The 18,677-nt window shown below is 72.5% G+C and carries 20 protein-coding genes and 1 pseudogene; 14 read left to right on the forward strand and 7 right to left on the reverse strand.

What is annotated here, in order from left to right:
* Positions 1-70 precede the first annotated feature (70 nt).
* From DN069_RS41430 to DN069_RS09240, 3 genes are all read left to right on the forward strand, one after another.
* Positions 71-349 (forward strand): hypothetical protein, encoded by a 279-nt coding sequence (locus tag DN069_RS41430; protein WP_243639032.1) that lies wholly within the window; start codon positions 71-73, stop codon positions 347-349.
* A 95-nt stretch (positions 350-444) separates the two neighbouring features.
* On the forward strand, positions 445-627 hold the full coding sequence (locus tag DN069_RS41435; protein ID WP_424556268.1) for a WhiB family transcriptional regulator: 183 nt from the start codon (positions 445-447) through the stop codon (positions 625-627).
* Positions 628-756: 129 nt separating this feature from the next.
* Positions 757-1,230, forward strand: a complete 474-nt coding sequence (locus tag DN069_RS09240; protein WP_111500388.1) for a carboxymuconolactone decarboxylase family protein — start codon at positions 757-759, stop codon at positions 1,228-1,230.
* 82 nt (positions 1,231-1,312) lie between these two features.
* Here DN069_RS09240 and DN069_RS09245 read toward each other — a convergent pair whose 3' ends face one another.
* Together DN069_RS09245 and DN069_RS09250 are read right to left on the reverse strand one after the other, a co-directional pair.
* Positions 1,313-1,786, reverse strand: coding sequence for an ATP-binding protein (locus tag DN069_RS09245; RefSeq protein ID WP_111500389.1), 474 nt, complete (start codon positions 1,784-1,786; stop codon positions 1,313-1,315).
* A gap of 193 nt (positions 1,787-1,979) precedes the next feature.
* On the reverse strand, positions 1,980-3,332 hold the full coding sequence (locus DN069_RS09250; protein ID WP_111500390.1) for a sialidase family protein: 1,353 nt from the start codon (positions 3,330-3,332) through the stop codon (positions 1,980-1,982).
* A 212-nt stretch (positions 3,333-3,544) separates the two neighbouring features.
* On the opposite strand from DN069_RS09250, the gene DN069_RS09255 reads away from it, so the two are divergent.
* Positions 3,545-4,093, forward strand: coding sequence for a GNAT family N-acetyltransferase (locus DN069_RS09255; RefSeq protein WP_111500391.1), 549 nt, complete (start codon positions 3,545-3,547; stop codon positions 4,091-4,093).
* Positions 4,094-4,258: 165 nt separating this feature from the next.
* Here DN069_RS09255 and DN069_RS09260 read toward each other — a convergent pair.
* Positions 4,259-4,357, reverse strand: a pseudogene (locus DN069_RS09260) (L28 family ribosomal protein); the annotation flags it as partial.
* 105 nt (positions 4,358-4,462) lie between these two features.
* Here DN069_RS09260 and rpmG point away from each other — a divergent pair.
* The 3 genes from rpmG to DN069_RS09275 all read left to right on the forward strand — a co-directional run bounded on the left by rpmG (position 4,463) and on the right by DN069_RS09275 (position 6,360).
* Positions 4,463-4,627 (forward strand): 50S ribosomal protein L33, encoded by a 165-nt coding sequence (gene rpmG / locus DN069_RS09265; protein WP_111500392.1) that lies wholly within the window; start codon positions 4,463-4,465, stop codon positions 4,625-4,627.
* A gap of 82 nt (positions 4,628-4,709) precedes the next feature.
* Entirely contained in the window at positions 4,710-4,967 is a 258-nt protein-coding gene (locus tag DN069_RS09270; RefSeq protein ID WP_111500393.1) for a type B 50S ribosomal protein L31, read from the forward strand.
* 142 nt (positions 4,968-5,109) lie between these two features.
* The gene (locus tag DN069_RS09275) at positions 5,110-6,360 is read left to right on the forward strand and encodes an LCP family protein (protein WP_111500394.1); all 1,251 of its coding nucleotides are present in this window, start codon (positions 5,110-5,112) and stop codon (positions 6,358-6,360) included.
* Positions 6,361-6,378: 18 nt separating this feature from the next.
* On the opposite strand, the gene DN069_RS09280 is transcribed toward DN069_RS09275, so the two are convergent.
* Together DN069_RS09280 and DN069_RS09285 are read right to left on the reverse strand one after the other, a co-directional pair.
* Entirely contained in the window at positions 6,379-7,770 is a 1,392-nt protein-coding gene (locus tag DN069_RS09280) for a purine-cytosine permease family protein (RefSeq protein ID WP_111500395.1), read from the reverse strand.
* A gap of 68 nt (positions 7,771-7,838) precedes the next feature.
* Positions 7,839-8,789, reverse strand: a complete 951-nt coding sequence (locus DN069_RS09285) for an EamA family transporter (RefSeq protein WP_243639033.1) — start codon at positions 8,787-8,789, stop codon at positions 7,839-7,841.
* 57 nt (positions 8,790-8,846) lie between these two features.
* Here DN069_RS09285 and DN069_RS09290 point away from each other — a divergent pair, with 57 nt between their 5' ends.
* Positions 8,847-9,356 (forward strand): MarR family winged helix-turn-helix transcriptional regulator, encoded by a 510-nt coding sequence (locus DN069_RS09290; RefSeq protein ID WP_111500397.1) that lies wholly within the window; start codon positions 8,847-8,849, stop codon positions 9,354-9,356.
* Positions 9,357-9,420: 64 nt separating this feature from the next.
* Positions 9,421-9,690, forward strand: a complete 270-nt coding sequence (locus DN069_RS09295) for a hypothetical protein (RefSeq protein WP_111500398.1) — start codon at positions 9,421-9,423, stop codon at positions 9,688-9,690.
* Between the two features lie 33 nt (positions 9,691-9,723).
* On the opposite strand, the gene DN069_RS09300 is transcribed toward DN069_RS09295, so the two are convergent.
* Positions 9,724-10,287, reverse strand: a complete 564-nt coding sequence (locus tag DN069_RS09300; RefSeq protein WP_207892099.1) for a peroxiredoxin family protein — start codon at positions 10,285-10,287, stop codon at positions 9,724-9,726.
* A gap of 227 nt (positions 10,288-10,514) precedes the next feature.
* Between DN069_RS09300 and DN069_RS09305 the strand changes: the two genes are divergently transcribed.
* The 3 genes from DN069_RS09305 to DN069_RS09315 all read left to right on the forward strand — a co-directional run bounded on the left by DN069_RS09305 (position 10,515) and on the right by DN069_RS09315 (position 14,561).
* Positions 10,515-12,254, forward strand: coding sequence for a PucR family transcriptional regulator (locus tag DN069_RS09305; protein WP_111500399.1), 1,740 nt, complete (start codon positions 10,515-10,517; stop codon positions 12,252-12,254).
* Between the two features lie 128 nt (positions 12,255-12,382).
* A complete protein-coding gene (locus DN069_RS09310; protein ID WP_111500420.1) occupies positions 12,383-13,774 on the forward strand; it encodes an APC family permease in 1,392 nt (463 codons plus the stop codon).
* A gap of 34 nt (positions 13,775-13,808) precedes the next feature.
* Positions 13,809-14,561 carry a FadR/GntR family transcriptional regulator gene (locus DN069_RS09315; protein WP_111500400.1) on the forward strand — a complete coding sequence of 251 codons (753 nt, stop codon included), beginning with the start codon at positions 13,809-13,811 and terminating at the stop codon, positions 14,559-14,561.
* A 3-nt stretch (positions 14,562-14,564) separates the two neighbouring features.
* Here DN069_RS09315 and katG read toward each other — a convergent pair whose 3' ends face one another.
* The gene (gene katG / locus DN069_RS09320; RefSeq protein WP_111500401.1) at positions 14,565-16,790 is read right to left on the reverse strand and encodes a catalase/peroxidase HPI; all 2,226 of its coding nucleotides are present in this window, start codon (positions 16,788-16,790) and stop codon (positions 14,565-14,567) included.
* 164 nt (positions 16,791-16,954) lie between these two features.
* Between katG and DN069_RS09325 the strand changes: the two genes are divergently transcribed.
* Positions 16,955-17,530, forward strand: a complete 576-nt coding sequence (locus tag DN069_RS09325; protein ID WP_111500402.1) for a GNAT family N-acetyltransferase — start codon at positions 16,955-16,957, stop codon at positions 17,528-17,530.
* A 1-nt stretch (position 17,531) separates the two neighbouring features.
* Positions 17,532-18,602, forward strand: coding sequence for a zinc-dependent alcohol dehydrogenase family protein (locus tag DN069_RS09330; RefSeq protein ID WP_111500403.1), 1,071 nt, complete (start codon positions 17,532-17,534; stop codon positions 18,600-18,602).
* The last annotated feature ends 75 nt before the right edge of the window (positions 18,603-18,677 follow it).

Raw genomic sequence — 18,677 nt, forward strand, 5'->3', positions numbered from 1 at the left:
GCCGGAGCCGGGCAGACGCCAGGCGGTCCCATGAGGACCGCACGGTATCGAGCAGGCAGGAGGTCGGGAGATGACCTACCGAAGCGAGACGCGCGTCTTCGAGGACGCTCTGCGGGACACCGCGCGGGTGTTGGCCCCGGCCACTGCGGAGGACCTGCCGATGACGGCGCAGGAGTGCGCGGACGAACACCTCTACGCCGAGCTCCAGGGACGTTGGCGGTCCCAGCAGGTGCAGGCCATGCCCTACCGCGTGGAGGTGCGGGTCTGGGAGGGCGAGGCGGAAGGGGAGCCGGCGGCGAGTGCTGTCTGGGAGGCCGAGCACGGCGTGATGCATCCCGGCACGATCTGAACGCGCCTGCGATCCGACGGGCCGCCGAGTGGCGGCGGCGGGTCCGGTCGCGGCTTGTCCGGGCCGGTCGGGGCCGGTCGCGTGGGCGGAGCCGGGTGGGGATCCGGGAGGACGCCGCGAAGCGCGTCTGCGCCGGCTGCCCGGTTCTGGACGAGTGCCGCACCTACGCGCTGGAGGCCCGAGAGCCCTACGGGGTGTGGGGCGGCATGAGCGAGGACGAGCGGGCGGCCCTGTTGCGGATGCGGCGGCTCAGGCGCGGGCGGCGCAGGGTCGCCTGACGGTTCGTCGCCACAGGTCAGAGCGGGAGAAGTCCCGTCGCCCCGGGCGCGGACATGCGCTAGGGTCCGGATCATCCGCTGGATGTCGGGCGCCTGGAGTCCGCAGTGACCTGTCGCGTGAGGAGTCGTATGCGCCCGTTCGTGGACAAGGCCGCCCCGGAGGTCTGGGAGGCGGCCCGAGCCTACTCGGCGGCGGTCACCAAGGCGGCGGCCGAACGGGGGCTCGCGGACTCCGAACGAGAGCTGATCAAGGTCCGGGCCTCGCAGCTGAACGGGTGCGCGTTCTGCCTGGACCTGCACGCCCGGGAGGCCCGCGAGGTCGGCGTGCCGCAGCAGAAGCTGGACCTGCTGCCGGCGTGGCGCGAGACGGACCTCTACTCCGAGCGGGAGAAGGCCGTCCTGGCGGTCACGGAGGCCGCTACGCGCCTGCCGCTGACCGACGAAGCGGAGGCGGACCTGGACGGCGCCCGGCACGTCCTGGGCGACGACGCCTTCGTGGGCGCGGAGTGGATCGCGATCACGATCAACGCCTTCAACAGGATCTCCATCCTCAGCCGCCACCCCGTCCGCCCTCGCGACGCGCAGGGGAAGCTCCTCCGGTGAGCCGCCCCTGCCGCTGACACCGCCGTTCGCACCCCGGAGCCGCGAGCGGCCCCTGACGCTCACCCAGGCGCGTCAGTCAGGCTCACTCCGTCGCTTCGGTGAGCGGCAGGGAGACCACGACGCGGGTGCCGATCGGGGAGAGGGAGGCGAGCCAGCGGCCGGCCAGGCTCGTCACCAGGTCGAGGCCGCGCCCGCAGGGGGCGTCGGCGTCCTCGGCGGACAGGCGGGGCATCGAGCGGTCCTGCCAGCGGCCGGCGTCGGCGACCTCGACGGTCAGCTCCGCCCCGGAGTGCCTCAGCAGCAGCGTGATCTCGGGGCTGCCGCTGTGCAGCACGACGTTGGTGGCCAGTTCTGACACGACCAGTGCCAGCGTGTCGATGCCCTCGGCCGGGACCGCCCAGCGGCGCGCCGCGGCGCGGGCGAAGCGGCGCAGCGCGGGGACTGCGGACGGGACCGCGCTCATCGCGCAGACGGCGCCCGAGGCCGAGCCGGAGGTCTGCGCGCTCCGCGGTCGCGGACGGCTGACCACCAGGCCGGGAGCATCGGTGATGACCATGATCCAACTCCTGAGTGGGGCTGGGCCATCGCATCATCTTGTCCAGACAAGTGCAAGGTCTGCGACAAGCCTGCCCGGCAGCGCCCCACAGCTCCTCCGGAGCTCCCAGCTGCGCAGGAACCTCTCGGGCCGCCATCGGCGACCCGAGAGTTCCGCTCCAGGACGGCTGCACGTCACCCCACGGACACCAGTGTCAGGGCAGCGACACGCCCACGGTCGCCGCCCAGATGTCGTCCTTCGTCGCGGTCGGCGCGACCGCGCTCCCCCAGGCCAGGGCGAGACGGCTGGGCGAGAGCGCGGAGAACCCGAAGGTGTCGCCCGGCCACACCCCGCTCGCCCCGAAGCCCTGCGAGACCCGCACCGGCGCCGAGAGCCAGCCCTGCGCGGTCGAGAAGGTGCGCAGGTACTGCGCGTAGCCGTGCGGGTCGCTGCTGGAGAGCCAGCCGACGTAGGCGACGCCGGGCGGACCGGCGACGACCTGGATGATGTGCGGCACCTGCAGGGTGTCCGCCGGTGCCTGCACCGGAGCGGACCAGGTGGCGCCGTGGTCGCGCGAGTAGGACAGCCAGCCGGTGTCGGTGGACTGGCCCTGGGTGTCCCAGGTGGCGTAGAGGGTGCCGTCCGGGCCGAGCGCCTCGGCGCCGTCGATCCACCACTCGGCGGTGTTCATCGTCCCGGCCGACGCGCCGATCGCGACCGGCGCGGACCAGCTCGCGCCGCCGTCCATGGAGCGCGTCGCATAGAGGGAGGCGACGGTGAGGGTGTCGGTCGGGACGTTCGTGACCGTGTAGCCCTGGTAGACGACGTCGAGCGAGCCGTCCGACTCGGCGATGATCGGCGCGCTGTCGGCGCCGCTGTTCGGGTAGCCGGGGCTGATGTGCGACATCGCCGACCAGGTCCGACCGCCGTCGGTGGACTTCTGCAGCACCGCGTTGACGTCGCCGGTGGCGAACGAGCAGCTGCCGCTCGACGCGCACAGGAACGTCACGGCCGCCGCGCTCGGCCCGTAGTCCCAGGTCAGGTAGAGCGTGCCGTCCGGGCCGACGGTGATGAAGTCGCGGTCGCCCCAGTTCGCGGCGTCGGGCGGGGTGATCGCCCCGGCGGTGCGGAAACTCGCGCCGTGGTCGGTGCTGACGTCGATCACCGGGTAGCTCAGTCCGGAGCGGGAGACCATGAACGCCACGTACACCGTGCCGTCGGGCGCGACGGTGACGGCGGGGTCCCAGCTGCGCTGGCCCTTCTGCCCGACGCTGCCCGGCAGCGTCAACGGGGTGCCGAAGGCGGCGCCGCCGTTCAGCGAGCCGGAGAAGCCGATGCCCTTGCAGCCCATCCAGGCGTCGTAGACGGCGTTCGCCGCGGGATCGGCGGCCTGGATGGTCTCGGCGTTCTGGCCCGCGCAGGAGGCCGAGAGGTTCACCGGCGGGCTGACGGTGTAGGAGGAGGTCCGCGGCGCGCCCTGCGCCGGGCCCGCCGCGAGGGCGAGGGCGGCGAACCCGGCGCAGACGCCGGCGATCAGCGTCCTGAGGGCGGTACGAGGTGCCTGCACGTGCTGGTCTCCTTTGGCAGAAGGGGACTTGCGAGGACCGGGACACGTCCGCCGACGGCCCGTGGCACGATCGGCGCGACCATGCCTGGGCCGTGACGGCTTATCAGTGCAGCAGACCGCCGCCGCCACGACCAGATCCCCGACAGGCTCCGGCGGTGCCCGCTCGGGCGTGCCCCACCGGCAACGGCCGCCCCCACCCGCATCCTTGGTCCATGAGCGCACACCTGCCGACCCTCCGCGTCGCGCACACGGCGGATCTGGAACCGGACGAACGCACCGCCGCACGGGCGTTGCTCTACCGGGCCTTCGACGACATGACGGAGGACGACTGGGAGCACTGCCTCGGCGGCGTGCACGCGCTGCTGCGCGAGCCCAGCGGCCTCGTCGTCGCGCACGCGGCCGTGGTCCAGCGGCGGCTGCTGCACCTCGGCCGCGCGTGGCGGGTCGGCTACGTCGAGGGCGTCGCCGTGGAGGCGTCGCACCGCCGCCGCGGCTACGGCGGGGCGGTGATGGCGGAGGTGGAGCGCATCATCGACCGCGCCTACGAGTTCGGCGCGCTCGGCTCCTCCGACGAGGGACTGGCCTTCTACGCCGCCCGCGGCTGGCGCCCCTGGCAGGGCCCCACGTCCGCGCTCACCCCGACCGCCGGCGTGATCCGCACCCCGGACGAGGACGGCTCCGTCTTCGTGCACGCGGGCACGGCCGCACTCGACCCGACCGCGGAGCTCACCTGCGACTGGCGCGACGGCGACGTGTGGTGACGAGGCCCCGGTCCAGCCGGCACGGCACCCTGACCTCCCCGCGGGCTGCCGCGCCAGCACGCGCTGCGCGGCGGCGCGCTCCTCGTCCGTGGAATACGGCGAGGCGACGACGCGCTTCAACTCAGCGCGGCGCTCCGCGTAACGGGCGACGATTATCCCCTTGGCGCTGGGCGTCAGCCGGACGTATTGGCCCTCGCTGAGCAGCCGGTAGCGCTTGTGCTGGATGTTCGGGTCGAAGCGGCGCTTGGTGCGCCCGACCGGCACCGGGAATACCCGGCGGCCGGCGGACGTTCTGACGGTACACTAAATGAAAACGACTTCCATTTCACTTTAGAGTTGGTCGTCGCCCGCGACACGACAGGAGGCGTCATGGCCCGCAGCGAACTGCGCCCGATCGTCAAGCTCCGCTCCACCGCCGGAACCGGCTACACGTACGTGACCCGCAAGAACCGTCGCAACGACCCGGACCGCATGGTGCTGCGCAAGTACGACCCGGCGGCCGGTCGTCACGTCGAGTTCCGCGAAGAGCGCTGAGCCACCGCCGAGCCGGCCCCCGAACCACCGCCCGAAGCACCGCCCAGGCAGCACCCACGCACCACCCGAGAGGCAGGACCCGATGAAGCACGGCATCCACCCCGCGTACCGCCCCGTCGTCTTCCGCGACCGCGTGGGCGACGTCGCGTTCCTCACCCGCTCCACGCTGACCACCGACAAGACGGTCGAGTGGACGGACGGCAGGACCTACCCCGTCTTCGACGTGGAGATCTCCGCCGCGAGCCACCCCTTCTACACCGGCAACGCCCGCGTCCTGGACACCGCCGGCCGCGTCGAGCAGTTCAACCGCCGCTACGGCAAGGCCGCCTCGGGCCGCTGACGGCATGCACGGTGCACAGGGCGGCCACTCGATTCGAGTGGCCGCCCTGACGAACGCGCGTACGCTGGACTGACGTTCGTCTGTCTGACAGCCAAGTGGTCCACGGAACCGGGGGAGCCTGTGACAGGGAGGCGGTCGTCGTATGTGCACGTCACGGAGGGCTCATCCGAAGCCCAGGTCACGACGCCGGACGATACTCAAGGTCACCGCCTGGACGCTGTCGGTGCTGGTGCTGCTGGCGGCCGGCACGGCCGCCTACCTCTACCAGTCGCTGATGGGACACATCGCGACCATCTCCCTGCCCGCGTCCGTGCACAAGGCCCCGCCGGCCAAGCCCGACGCGCAGGGCCACACGCCGCTCAACATCCTGCTGCTGGGCTCACAGACGCGCGACGGCCAGCACGGCGTCAACCTGGGCAACGCCAGCAAGCTGGGCACGGACATCTCCGACACCACGATGCTGGTGCACATCGACGCCCAGCGGCGCTGGGCGGTCGTCGCCTCCATCCCACGCGACCTGATGGCGCCCCGTCCGCAGTGCCAGAGCCGTACCGACCCGAAGGTCACCGTCCCCGGCTCCGACCAGGCCATGTTCGACGAAGCGATGAACCTCGGCGGCCCGCTCTGCGCGGTGGCGACCGTGGAGCAGCTGACCGGCCTGCGGATCGACCACTTCGTCGAGATCACCTTCAACGCCTTCCAGGACCTGACCACGGCGGTCGGCGGCGTGACCGTCTGTGTGCCCCCGCCCGGGATCAACGACCCGAACTACAGCGGCCTCGTCCTCGGCCCCGGCCTGCACACGATCCAGGGCGCGCAGGCACTGGAGTTCGTCCGCGACCGCCACGGCATCGGGACGGGCACCGATCTCGGCCGGATCCAGATGCAACAGGCCTTCGTCTCCTCGTTGTTCGCGAAGGTGACGAGCAACGGCACGCTGGACGACCCGGTCACGCTCTACCAGGTGGCCAAGGCCGTCACCAGCAACATCACCGTCGACACCGGCCTCGACTCGCTACCGGCCCTGGTGGGCCTGGCCCAGGACGTGCGGGGCCTGCACAGCCACCACATCCAATTCGTCACCGCGCCCTACGAGTTCGACCCAGCGGACGTCAACAGGGTGATCCCGGGCCAGGGTTTCGACCAGCTGTGGACGGATCTGCGCCACGACCAGCCGCTGCCGGGCTCCCCCGCCGCGGCCGACTTCGGCACCAGCGCCCGCCCGGTGTCGACCTCACCTGCCGCCCCGGCGTCACCGTCCGCATCTGCCTCGCCGCCCGCACCGGCGACCCCGGCGACCCCGGGGCCGAGCATCAGCGCCGAGAGCCGGTCCGGGGACCAGAACATCTGCTCCGACCTGCCCACCCCCGTCCCCTACGGTGGGCAGCCCTGATCCCCGGGCCCCTCACGCTCAGGCGCGGGACTGGAGCCGGTCCTCGGAGCGGGCGCCCTCGGGCGCCGGGCGCGGGATCGCGAACGGGCGCATCAGCACGTAGTAGAGCGCGGCGGAGACCAGCAGGCCGAGGATCCAGGAGATGTCCGCGCCGCCGAGCTTGGCGACCATGGGGCCGGTGTAGAAGCTGGTGCTGACGAACGGGACCTCGACGGCCACACCGATCAGGTAGGCGGCCATGGTGCGCCAGTTGACCCGGCCGTAGCAGCCGTTCGGGTCGAACAGGGCCGGGATGTCGTACTGCTCGTGCCGGATCAGGTAGAAGTCGACGAGGTTGACGGCCGTCCACGGCACCAGGAAGTACGTCAGCAGCAGGATGAAGTTCTCGAAGGTGCTGAGGAAGTCGGCCTGCGCGAGCAGGGCGAGCGCGGTGCCGACGGCCGCCGCGCCGAGGATGAAGCCGGCGCGCAGGCCCTGGCCGACCCGAATGCGGAGCACCGCGCCGAGCGTGGTCGTGGTGGACATGAAGGCGCCGTAGAGGTTGAGCACGTTCACGGCCAACACGCCGAGCACGATCACCAGGAAGAACACGCCCGAGACCGAACCGGGCGCGAGGCCCACCACATAGGCGACCGAGTCCGCGCCGAACGCCTTGGGCGCGACGGCGGCCGCGACGCAGCCGAAGGCCATCATCCAGATGCTGGCGCCGACCGAGCCCGCGTAGGTCCACAGGAAGGCGGCGGCGCTGCTCGTCCGCTCGGGCAGGTAGCGGGAGTAGTCGGCGACGTAGGGGGCGTAGGTGATCTGCCAGGTGGCGGCGATGGAGACGACGAGCAGGAAGGTGCCGACGTCCAGCGAGCCGGCGTGCCAGAGCCCGGCCGGGTGCGGGGCCGAGAGCAGACGGTAGGTCAGGTAGACGAAGCCGAGCGCGGAGACGAGGCTGATCCAGCGCTCGACCTGGTGGATCAGCCGGTAGCCGTAGAGGGCCAGCACGACGCAGACGGCGGCCACGGCGATCACGCAGGCCGTGCGCGGCAGGCCCGTCCAGGCAGCGAGCGCGGCGCCGCCGAGAACGGAACTGCTGGCGAAGAAGCCGATGTACATGAGGATGACCAGCAGCAGCGGCAGCACCGCGCCGAGCACGCCGAACTGCGCCCGGCTCTGGATCATCTGCGGGATGCCGAGCTTCGGCCCCTGGGCCGAGTGCAGCGCCATGAAGACGCCGCCGAAGAGGTTGCCCACGACCAGGGCCAGGATCGCCCACGGCAGCGGCAGTCCGAGGACCACGCCCAGCGCGCCGGTGACGATCGTCGTGATCTGCATGTTCGCGGCGAACCAGACGGTGAACAGCGACCGCGGCCGGCCGTATCTCTCGTCTGCGGGCACGAACTCGAGGGCGCGCTGCTCCATGAGGCCACCTTGGGGCTAGGTGAGGCGTGGGGGTGGCCCTCATCTTCCTGTATAGAGTCAGGCAGATGTCAAGAGTGTGAATGAAAACTTTCACTCCGCGCGCTCCGGGCGCTCCGATCGCCCCGGCCGCCCGGGACGGCAGCGACCAGGACCGGAGCCGCCGGGCGCGGGCGGCGCAGCTGGGCCGCCACCAGGGCGCCGAGCACGACGAATCCGCCGAGCAGCTGCACGGGCGAGAGCGACTGCCCGAGCACGAGCCAGCCCAGGGCCGTGGCCACGACCGGACTCAGCAGCCCGAGGAAGGTGACCGAGGTGGCGGGCAGCGCCCGTATGCCGCGGAACCAGAGCGCGTAGGCGAGCGCCGCACCGACCATGCTGAGGTAGGCGTAGCCGAGCAGGTTGTCGACCGAGAGGTGCGCCGGCGGAGCCCCCTCGACCAGCAGGGCGACCGGCAGCAACAGCAGCCCGCCGGCGGTCAGTTGCCAGCCCGTCGTCGCGAGCAGCGGCGCCGGGGAGGTCCAGCGCTTCGCGAGCACGACGCCACCGGCCATCACCACCGCACCACCGAGCGCGGCGGCCAGCCCGAGCCCGTCGAGATGGGCGCCGGCGCGCAGCACCAGCAGGCTCACGCCCGCCACGCCCGCTACGCCGGACAGCACGGTGCGCAGCGACAGCCGATCCCCGAGCAACGCGGCCGAGAGCCCGGCCGCGACCAGCGGCTGCACCGCACCGACGGTGGCGGCGACGCCACCGGGCAGCCGGTAGGCGGCGACGAACAGCAGAGCGAAGAACGCGCCGATGTTGAGCGCGCCCAGCACCAGCGAGCGCCACCACCAACTGCCCTGCGGCAGCCGACGCGTGAGGGCTATCAGCAGTAGCCCGGCAGGCAGCGCGCGCAGCACGCCGGCCAGGAGCGGACGGCCGGGCGGCAGCAGCTCGGTCGTGACGAGGTAGGTCGACCCCCAGATCGCGGGGGCGAACGCGGTCAGGAGCACCGGGGCGAGTCGATTCCTTAGCACTAAGCCAATATATCTCAGCGCTAAGACATCCGTCCATGGATCCCCTACCCTGAAGCCGTGGCAGATCATGTGGACCGGGTGGTGCGGCAGTGGGCGGCGGAGCGCCCCGATCTCGACGTCTCCCCCATGGAGGTGATCGGCCGGCTGAAGCGCCTGAGTCGCCTGGTCGACGCCGAGCTGAAGCGGAACTTCGCGGCGTACGACCTCGACGCGGCGTCCTTCGACGTCCTCGCCACGCTGCGCCGCAGCGGGGCGCCGTACCGGCTGACGCCGACCGCGCTGATGCAGTCCGCGATGGTCACCTCCGGTGCGATCACCCAGCGCCTGGACCGCCTGGAGGCGCGCGGCCTGGTCACCCGCTCCCTCAGCGAGGTGGACGGCCGCAGCCGCGAGGTGGCCCTGACCGGCGCCGGTCACGCCCTGATCGACCGCGCGCTGCCCGCCCACGTGGACACCGAGCGCGGTCTCCTCGCCGGCCTGGACCCGGCGGAGACGTCGGCGCTGGTCGAGACGCTGCGCACGCTCCTCGCCTCGCTCGGCGACAGCGCGGCCGACAGCGAGGGGTGAGGCGAGGCTCAAGCCCTCCACCTCTCGTGATGCGCGCCCGCACGGGCCGCGCGATCGTGGAGGGGTGGGCATCATCGTGCTGGTGGAACCGCAGGCGGGGCACACCCCCGACCTCGACGGCAAGAGCTGGGTGGTCGGCGGCCTGCGGGCCGTCCACGCCGCGGCGTCCGATCCCGAGGCGCCGGGTGATCCGGCCGGGCGGACGTTGTGCGGCCAGGACACCGCTGCGATGGAGAAGCACAGCTACCACCCGACGGCCCCGGGCGAGCACTGGTATCCGGCGAACCTGACCCCGTGGCTCTGCCACGACTGCGACGCCGCGCTCAGGCGGTGAGCTCCGGCTCGAACACCGGGGAGCCCGGTGTGACTACTTGTACGGATAGTGACGGGAGTGGTCGCCCGCCTCCCACGCCGCGCGCAGCTCCGGGGCGGACGGGTCCCAGTCCGGGCGGATCTCCCGGGTGACCTCGCGCAGGTCGCGGCGGAGGTCCTCGACGGACGGGCGGCCCCAGTACCAGTAACCGTTGTAGACGCTGTGGATCACCAGCCCCGGCTTCAGCACCAGGGTGTGCGGCACCATCGGATTGTGGGTCGGGTCGGTGTACTCCTGGATCTCCAGGTCCTGCTGCACCTTCCGGCCCACGTCCGAGAGGAAGGTCCACTGTGCGCCCACCGAGGCGCGGAACTCGTTGAGTTCGAAGAGGTTGTCCGTCGCGATCGTCACGACCCGGGTGTAGGCGACGGCGATCTCCGACCAGTGGGCCGCGAGTTGCAGGTGCTGCTGGTGGTCCTTGGGGCAGAAGTGACCGCGCGACAGGATCAGCACCAGCGGGTCGCCGCCCTGCAGTTCGCTCAGTTTGCGGCGGGTCCTGGTGTGGTCGGTCAGCTCGTAGTCCGGGAAGACCCCGCCGGGCACGATGTCGGCACGCATCTTCGACTCCTTCCGATCCTCAGGCCGGGAACGATCTCCATCATCCCCTGACCGGACCCCCGGCACGTTTCGTCGCCGCCGTTTGGCACATCATCCAGTTCCGAGTCACGATCACCGTACATGCGAACAATGGCGGCCACAATCACTCGCATCTACCATGCTGGAGCGCACTTCTTCCTCGCTTCCGCGAGGTCTGGAACCGGCGCGGAACGCAAGGAGCACGGGACGTGATCATCGGGGATCTGCTGAGCCTGGAGGACCTTCGGATCGAGGTGGCCTGGGCCACCTCGGACCAGCTGGCACGCGAGGTCACCGGCGTCACCTCGACCGATCTCCAGGACCCGGCGCGCTACCTGCGGCCCGGCGAGCTGGTGCTGACCGGCCTGGTCTGGTGGCGCCCCGACGAGCTGGCCGCCGATCCGGTCGCCGCCGCCCAGGCCGCCGGGCGCTTCGCGACCGCACTGCGCAGTGCGGAGGCCGCCGGGCTGCTGGCCGGGGAGGGCACGCACGGCGCCGTTCCCGCGGAACTCGCGGACGCCTGCCGACGCCACGACATCCCGCTGCTCGCGGTCCCCGCCGGGACCAGCTTCCGGGCCGTCACCGACCGCGTCTACCTGCGCCTCTGGGGCGAGCTCCAGCACCAGGCCGAGGACGCGGCCACCGTCCCCGCGGCGGTGCGCCGCGACCTGCTCACCCTCCGCCACTCCGGCGCCACCCCGTCGGAGCTGCTGACACGGGCGGTCACCGACCTCGGCCTCCCCCACTGCTCGCTCCTCACGAGCGCGGGCCGGCTGCTCGGCACCTCCGACCCGGCGGCGAGCACGAGCGGAACGCGCGTGCAGCGCACGACCGCTGAGCCGAACCGCCGGAGCGGACCCGGCCGACCGCGCACGGGATCCGCCGCGCGCTCGGCCGGCCGGCGAACCGGACTCGGCGAGGCCGGCGCACCCGACGCGCCCAGAGGGTCCCACGTGCCGCAGGACGTCGCCGAGGTGGCCGCGCTGGCCGTCGGCGAGCCGGGGGTGACGCCGTTCGACGGGTGGCTGCTGCGTCCGCACAGCGCGCCCGCGCCCGCGGCGGCCGCCGTGTTGCGCGGGCTGGCCGAGTTGCTGGCGCCGCTCGCCGCGCACGCCCACTCGACCTCCGCGGCCCAGCGGCAGGGCGGGGCACGGGTCGTGGACCTGCTGCGCGGGCCGGCGCGGGGCCACGCGGGCGGGGACCGCTCGGACGCCGGGCTCGCCGAGGCGCTGCACTCCTGCGGCCTTCCGGCCGACGCGGCCCTGACCCCCGTGGTCGCGCGCGTCGCGCACCGGCCCGCGGCCTGGGCCGCGGTGGCACTGGCCGAGGCGCTGCAGGAGATCGACGCCCCGTTCGTCGTCGCCCCGGACCCGAACGGGACGGAGCCCGGCCGGGCGACGGGCCTGTGCGCCGCACCCGAAGCCCTGGTGACGCGGGCGCTGGAGGAGTCCTGGCCGGGGCTGCGTACGGCCCTGACCGCCCCTCGGACGGCGCAGGACGGCATCTCCACGCAGCAGTCCGGGTTCGCCGCCGCGGTCGGACCCTGCTCCGCGCCCGGGCTCGACTCGCTGCGCCGGGCCCTCACGCAGGCCGACTGGACGATCGACTCCCTCCCCGCCGACGGCGTCGCCGGCAGCGAGACACTCGACTCGCTCGCCGCCCTGCTGCGCGGCGTGCCCGCGGGGGTGCGGGACGCGTACCGGGAGCGGCTGCTCGGCCCCCTGCACGCGCACGACCAGGTCAATCCGGTCTCGCTGCTGGAGACCCTGGCGGTCTTCCTGGAGCTGGACGGCTCCTGGTCCCGGGCGGCCCGGGTGCTGCACGTGCACGTCAACACGGTGCACTACCGGGTGCGCCGGATCGAGGAGTTGACGGGGCGGAGCCTGGCCCGGCTGGAGGACCGGGCGGACCTGCTGGCCGCCCTGCTGTGCGACCCCTTGTTTAACTGATCGGGTTGAACTATTTTCTCGGCACGCCATCCGCCACGCCGCCCGCGCGAAGGAGCTTGCCCGTGTCCGAGCAGACCGTCGACTCACCTCCCGTCAGATCCCAGCGCCTGAACGGCGGCGTGCTGGGCATGGTCGACATCGCCGCGGCGACCATGGCCAACATCGGCCCCGCGATGAGCTTCTTTTTCGGCTTCGGGTTCCTCGCCACGACCGCCGGTGTCGCCTCACCGCTCACCGTCGTCGCGGCCGGCATCGCCGTCGCCCTGCTCGGGAACACGCTCGCCCAGTTCTCCCGGGCGCACCCCTCGGCCGGCAGCTTCATCACCTTCGTCGGCAAGACCTTCGGTCCGACCAGCGCGGTCACCACCGCGCTGCTGGCCGGCCTCGGCTACATCATCGCGATGGCGTCCGTGATCGCGGTCTCCGGGGGGTTCCTGGAGACGACGCTCAACCACTACCTCAAGTGGAACGTGCCCTGGATCATCTGGACGCTGATCCTCACCGCCGTCGCGGTCGCGCTGATGATCCGCGGCATCGCCGTCTCCACCAAGCTGGCCGGGTTCTTCTTCGGTGTCGAGATGCTGGTGCTGGTCGTCGTCTCGATCGCGGCCATCGTCAACCACGCCGGGCACCTCTCGCTCGCCCCCTTCATGCCGGGCAAGATCAGCGGCGGTTTCCAGGGGCTGGCCGAGGGCTTCCCGCTCGCCGTCTACCTCTTCATCGGCTGGGAGAACTCCGCCGCGCTCGCCGAGGAGACCCAGGACCCGCGCCGCAACGTGGGCCGGGCCGTGTTCCTCTCCATCGGCGTCATGTCCGTCAGCTACCTGCTCTTCTCCTACGCCACCCTGACCGGCTTCGGCTACGACGTCTCCAAGGTCGGCGCCTCGGCCGTCCCGTTCATCGACGTCGCCCAGGGCACGCTGGGCGTGCTGGCCTTCTTCGCCTACATCGCCGGGCTCACCTCGACCCTCGGCGCGCTGATCGCGGGCACCAACTCGCAGGCCCGGCTGGTCTTCAACGCGGGGCGCGAGGGACTGCTGCCCGCCGCGATCGGCGCGGTGCACCCGACCCGGCGCACCCCGACCCGGGCGATCCTGACCTTCGTGGCCATCTCGCTGCTGATCATCGGCGGCTGGGGGCTCGGGCACCTGCTCGGCGGCCACGCGGCCTCGGCCTCGATGGACCCGATGGTCTTCTTCTCCGAGTCGTCCACCATGGGCACGATCCTGGTGCTGCTGGTGTACCTCGCGTCCAACGTGGCGCTGCCGTTCTACTACCGGCGCTACCGGCCCAGCGAGTTCCACTGGCTGCGGCACGGGCTGCTGCCGGGCCTCGGTGCGGCGTCGATCCTGGTGCCGCTCTACTACCTGGTCAAGCCGGGCCAGCCGGACCCGTTCGACTGGTTCCCCTACCTGGCCCTCGGCATCCTGCTCGCCGCGCTCGGCTACGCCACCGTCCTGGTGCGCCGCGACCCGACCCTGGGCGACCGCGTCGGCTCGATCGTCGCGGACAGTCACTAGGGAAGCGGCGCGAGCCGGAGGTTAGGGTGACGGCGTGGTGAGCGCTGCGGGCAAGTTCGGCCCCTACAACCAGGCGGGTCCGTTCCCCGCCTTTCCCGGGGCGGGCCCGCAGACCGGCGCGGACCTGGTCCGCTCGCGGATCGCCCTGCACCTGCGGCTCGGTGCGCTGCGGCCGGGCGAACGGCTGCCGGACACCGGGCATCTCGCCGAGCAGCTCGGCATCGGCGAGATGACGGCGCGGCGCGCGCTGGAGGGCATGTGCCAGGACGGGCTGCTGGACCGGCGGCGCGGCCGGACCGGCGGCACGTTCGTCTCGGCCGACTGGTACGCCGTCGTGCCCGCCTGCCACGACCCGGCGGCGGCCGCCGCCGTCGCCGCGTTCCTGCTGCTGCTGGAATGCGGGCTGGTCGCGCACGCCTCAGGCGAGGTGGGCGCGGAGCAGCTCAAGGGGCTGCGCGACCTGGTCGCCCGCATCGGGGAGGCCGACGCGGACCGGGACGCGCTGCCGGAGCTGGAGACCAGGTTCCACCTCGACCTGGCCGAGACCCTCGGCGGCCCGGCGGTCCGGGCCGTCGCGGCGGACCTGCTCGGCCGGCTCAGCCTGCTGCGTCCGCTGCCGGACGCGGCCGCGGTGCTGCGCCGGAATCCGTGCCACGAGCGGCTGTTGACGCAGCTGGCGGCCGGCCGCACGGACCGCGCGATCGGGGCGGTCAAGGGACTGCACGCGACGACGTCCGGACCGGCCCCGCAGGCCGGCCCGGACGTCGCGGGCACCACCGGTCCGTAGCCGTCAGCGCACGTCGTAGCGGTCCAGGTCCATGACCTTGGCCCAGGCGGCGACGAAGTCCGCGACGAACTTCTGCCGGGCGTCGTCGCTGCCGTAGACCTCGGCGACGGCCCGCAGCTCGGAGTTGGAGCCGAAGACCAGGTCGACCCGGCTGCCGGTCCACTTCACCGCGCCGGAGGCGTCGCGGCCCTCGAAGCTGCTCGCGTCCTCGGCCACCGGCGTCCAGGTGGTGTCCAGGTCCAGCAGGTTGACGAAGAAGTCGTTCGTCAGTGCGCCGGGCCGGTCGGTGAACACGCCCAGGGCGGACTGCTGGTGGTTGGCACCCAGCACACGCAGACCGCCGACCAGGACGGTCATCTCGGGTGCGGAGAGGTTCAGCAGGTTCGCCTTGTCGAGCAGCAGGTACTCGGCGGCCAGGGTGGTGCCCTTGCCGAGGTAGTTGCGGAAGCCGTCCGCGGCCGGCTCCAGCGCAGCGAAGGACTCGACGTCGGTCAGCTCCTGCGTCGCGTCGCCGCGGCCCGGCGTGAACGGCACCTCCACGGTGACGCCCGCCGCCTTGGCCGCCTGCTCGACGCCGAGATTGCCGGCGAGCACGATCACGTCCGCGAGGGAGACCTGCTTGCCGCCCGACAGCTCGGAGTTGAACGCCTGCTGGACGCCCTCGAGGGCGCGCAGCGCGACCGCCAGACGGTCCGGGTCGTTGACCTCCCAGCCGTTCTGCGGCTCCAGCCGGACGCGCGCGCCGTTGGCGCCGCCGCGCTTGTCGCTGCCGCGGAAGGACGCCGCGGCGGCCCACGCCGTGGACACCAGCTGGGCGACGGACAGGCCCGCGTCGGCGATCTGCTGCTTGAGCTTGGCGAGGTCCGACGGATCGACCTGCGAGCGCGACTCGGCCGGGATCGGGTCCTGCCACAGCAGCTGCTCGGCCGGGACCTCCGGGCCGAGGTAGCGGGCGATCGGGCCCATGTCGCGGTGGGTCAGCTTGAACCAGGCGCGGGCGAAGGCGTCGGCGAACTCGGCCGGGTGCTCCATGAAGCGGCGCGAGATCGGCCCGTAGATCGGGTCGAGGCGCAGCGAGAGGTCGGTGGTGAGCATGGTCGGCTGGTGCCGCTTGGCGGGGTCGAACGCGTCCGGCACGGAGTCCGCGCCCGCGCCGTCCTTCGGGCGGTACTGGAACGCGCCGGCCGGGGACTTGAACAGCTCCCACTCGTAGCCGAAGAGGATCTCGAAGAAGCTGTTGTCCCAGGTGGTCGGGGTGTTGGTCCAGATCCCCTCCAGCCCGGAGGTGATCGCGTCCGTGCCCACACCGGTGCGGAAGGTGGACTTCCAGCCGAGGCCCTGCTCCTCCAGCGGCGCGCCTTCCGGGGCCTCGCCGACGCTGTCGGCGGGGCCGGCGCCGTGCGTCTTGCCGAAGGTGTGGCCACCGGCGATGAGCGCGACGGTCTCCTCGTCGTTCATCGCCATCCGGTAGAAGGTCTCGCGGATGTCGCGCGCGGCGGCGATCGGGTCCGGGTTGCCGTTGGGGCCCTCGGGGTTGACGTAGATCAGGCCCATCTGCACCGCGGCGAGCGGGTTCTCCAGCTGGCGGTCGCCGGTGTAGCGCTCGTCGCCGAGCCAGGTGCCCTCCGGGCCCCAGTACACGTCCTCGTCCGGCTCCCAGGCGTCCACGCGGCCGCCGCCGAAGCCGAAGGTGGCGAAGCCCATGTCCTCCAGCGCGACGTTGCCGGTGAGGATGATCAGGTCGGCCCAGGACAGGGCCTTGCCGTACTTCTTCTTGACCGGCCAGAGCAGCCGGCGCGCCTTGTCCAGGCTGGCGTTGTCCGGCCAGGAGTTGAGCGGGGCGAAGCGCTGCTGGCCGGTGCCGCCACCGCCGCGGCCGTCGCGGATCCGGTAGGTGCCGGCGCTGTGCCAGGCCATCCGGATCATGAACGGGCCGTAGTTGCCGAAGTCGGCGGGCCACCAGGGCTGGGAGGTGGTCAGCACCTGGCCGATGTCGCGCTTGACCTCCGCCAGGTCGAGCGCGCTGAACGCGGCCGCGTAGTCGAAGTCCTCACCCAGCGGGTTCGCCACAGCCGGGTTCTTCGCCAGGATCTTCAGATTCAACCGGTCCGGCCACCACTGGCGGTTCCCGCCGCCCTGTGTCGGGTGCGGCGCGCGCCCGTGCGCGACCGGGCACCCGCCCGCGCCCCCCGCGTTCGCATCGAGATTGACATCAATGTTCTCGGACATGGCAATCCTTCCGGGCTGGTCGAGCAAGTCCGAAGTCTGGCTGGCGGAAGAGGCGAGGGCACTCAGGCGCGCCGGGCGACGATCGATTCGCCGTCTGCGAACGGTGTCGGGCTGGTAGCGTCGCCGTTCTGCATCTCAAGTGATCTTCAGGGAGGAGACGACGGATGGCTTCGATCTTCCCCGAGACCGTCCTGCGGACGGACTCACTGGTCCTGCGTCCATTCTCACGCGCGGACGTGGAGGACACACGCATCGCCGCGTCGGACGAGCTGACGCAGACCTGGCTGCCCCTGCCCCTCCCTTACACCCTGGACCACGCCGTCGACTGGTGCACCCGCGCCTCGCACGCGCTGCGCGATTCAGGCGACGGCGTCCACTTCGCGATCGCCGACCCGGACACCGACAGGCTGCTGGGCACCATCGGGCTACGCAAGACCGACTGGCGCGCACTGACCACCGAGGTCGGCTACTGGATCGCGCCCTGGGCGCGCGGACGCGGCGTGGCGGTGGAGGCCGCCCGCGAGATCGGCCGGTGGGCGCTGGAGGAGCGCGCGCTGGAGCGCGTGGAGCTGCGGGCCGCGACCGGCAACCTCGCCTCCCGTCGGGTCGCCGAGCGCGCCGGCTACCGACAAGAGGGAGTGCTGCGCAACGCCGGGATCACGCACGGCGGGCGCGTCGACCTCGCGGTCTACTCGCTGACCCCCGACGACCTCGACCACTCGCACCAGGAAGGCCGATGACATGCGCGCCGTCGTGATGGACCGGATCGGGGAGCCGGTCGTGGTGCGGGAGGTGCCGGACCCGGTGGCGCCGGCCGGCGGGGTCGTGGTGCGGGTGCACGCGACGGGGCTGTGCCGCAGCGACTGGCACGCGTGGGCCGGGCACGACGACGACGTCGTGCTGCCGCATGTGCCGGGGCACGAGCTGGCCGGGGTGGTCGTCGAGGTCGGCGCGGGTGTCGAGCACTGGGCCGTGGGCGACCGGGTGACCGTGCCGTTCGTCTGCGGCTGCGGCCGCTGCGACTACTGCCGCTCCGGCAACGCGCAGGTCTGCCCCGACCAGCAGCAGCCCGGCTTCACCCACTGGGGATCCTTCGCCGAACTGGTCGCGCTGCACGCCGCCGACACCAATCTGGTGGCGGTGCCGGACGGCGTCTCCTTCGAGGCCGCCGCGAGTCTCGGCTGCCGGTTCGCGACCGCGTTCCGCGCGCTGACGGGCCGGGCCCGGCTGCAGGCCGGCGAGTGGCTCACCGTGGTCGGCGCGGGCGGGGTCGGCCTGAGCGCGGTGATGATCGCGAAGGCGCTCGGCGCGCGGGTCGTCGCCCTCGACCGGCACCAGGGCGCGCTGGACGTGGCGTCCGCGCTCGGCGCCGACGCGGTGCTGCTGTCGGACGGCGTCGCGGACGGCAACGCGGACGGTGCCGTCGACGTCCCCGCCCGGGTGCACGCGCTCACCGACGGCGGCAGCCACGTCGCGGTCGACGCCGTCGGCAGCGAGCAGACCTGCGCGGACGCCGTGCTGAGCCTGCGCCGTCGCGGCCGGCACGTCCAGGTCGGCCTGCTGCCGCCGGTCGACGGCCACCCGCGGGTGCCGATGGCCCGCGTCATCGGCTGGGAGCTGGACCTGCTCGGCAGCCACGGGATGGCGGCGGCCGACTACCCGGCGATGCTCGCCCTGATCGAGAGCGGCGCGCTCGCCCCGCAGCGGCTCATCGAGCGGGTCGTGGGCCTCGACGAGGCGGCGGCGTTGCTGCCGGGCTTCGACCGGGCCTCCCCCGCCGGGATGACGATGATCGATCCGCTCCGCGGCTGAATCCACGACGGACCCGGCCGGGGTGGCGGGCGTGGCGTCCGGATTTGTACGGGTTTGGCGGGTGATGATGGGGCG

The organism is Streptacidiphilus pinicola (assembly GCF_003258295.1).
In the GTDB taxonomy this organism is placed as follows: Bacteria; Actinomycetota; Actinomycetes; order Streptomycetales; family Streptomycetaceae; genus Streptacidiphilus; species Streptacidiphilus pinicola.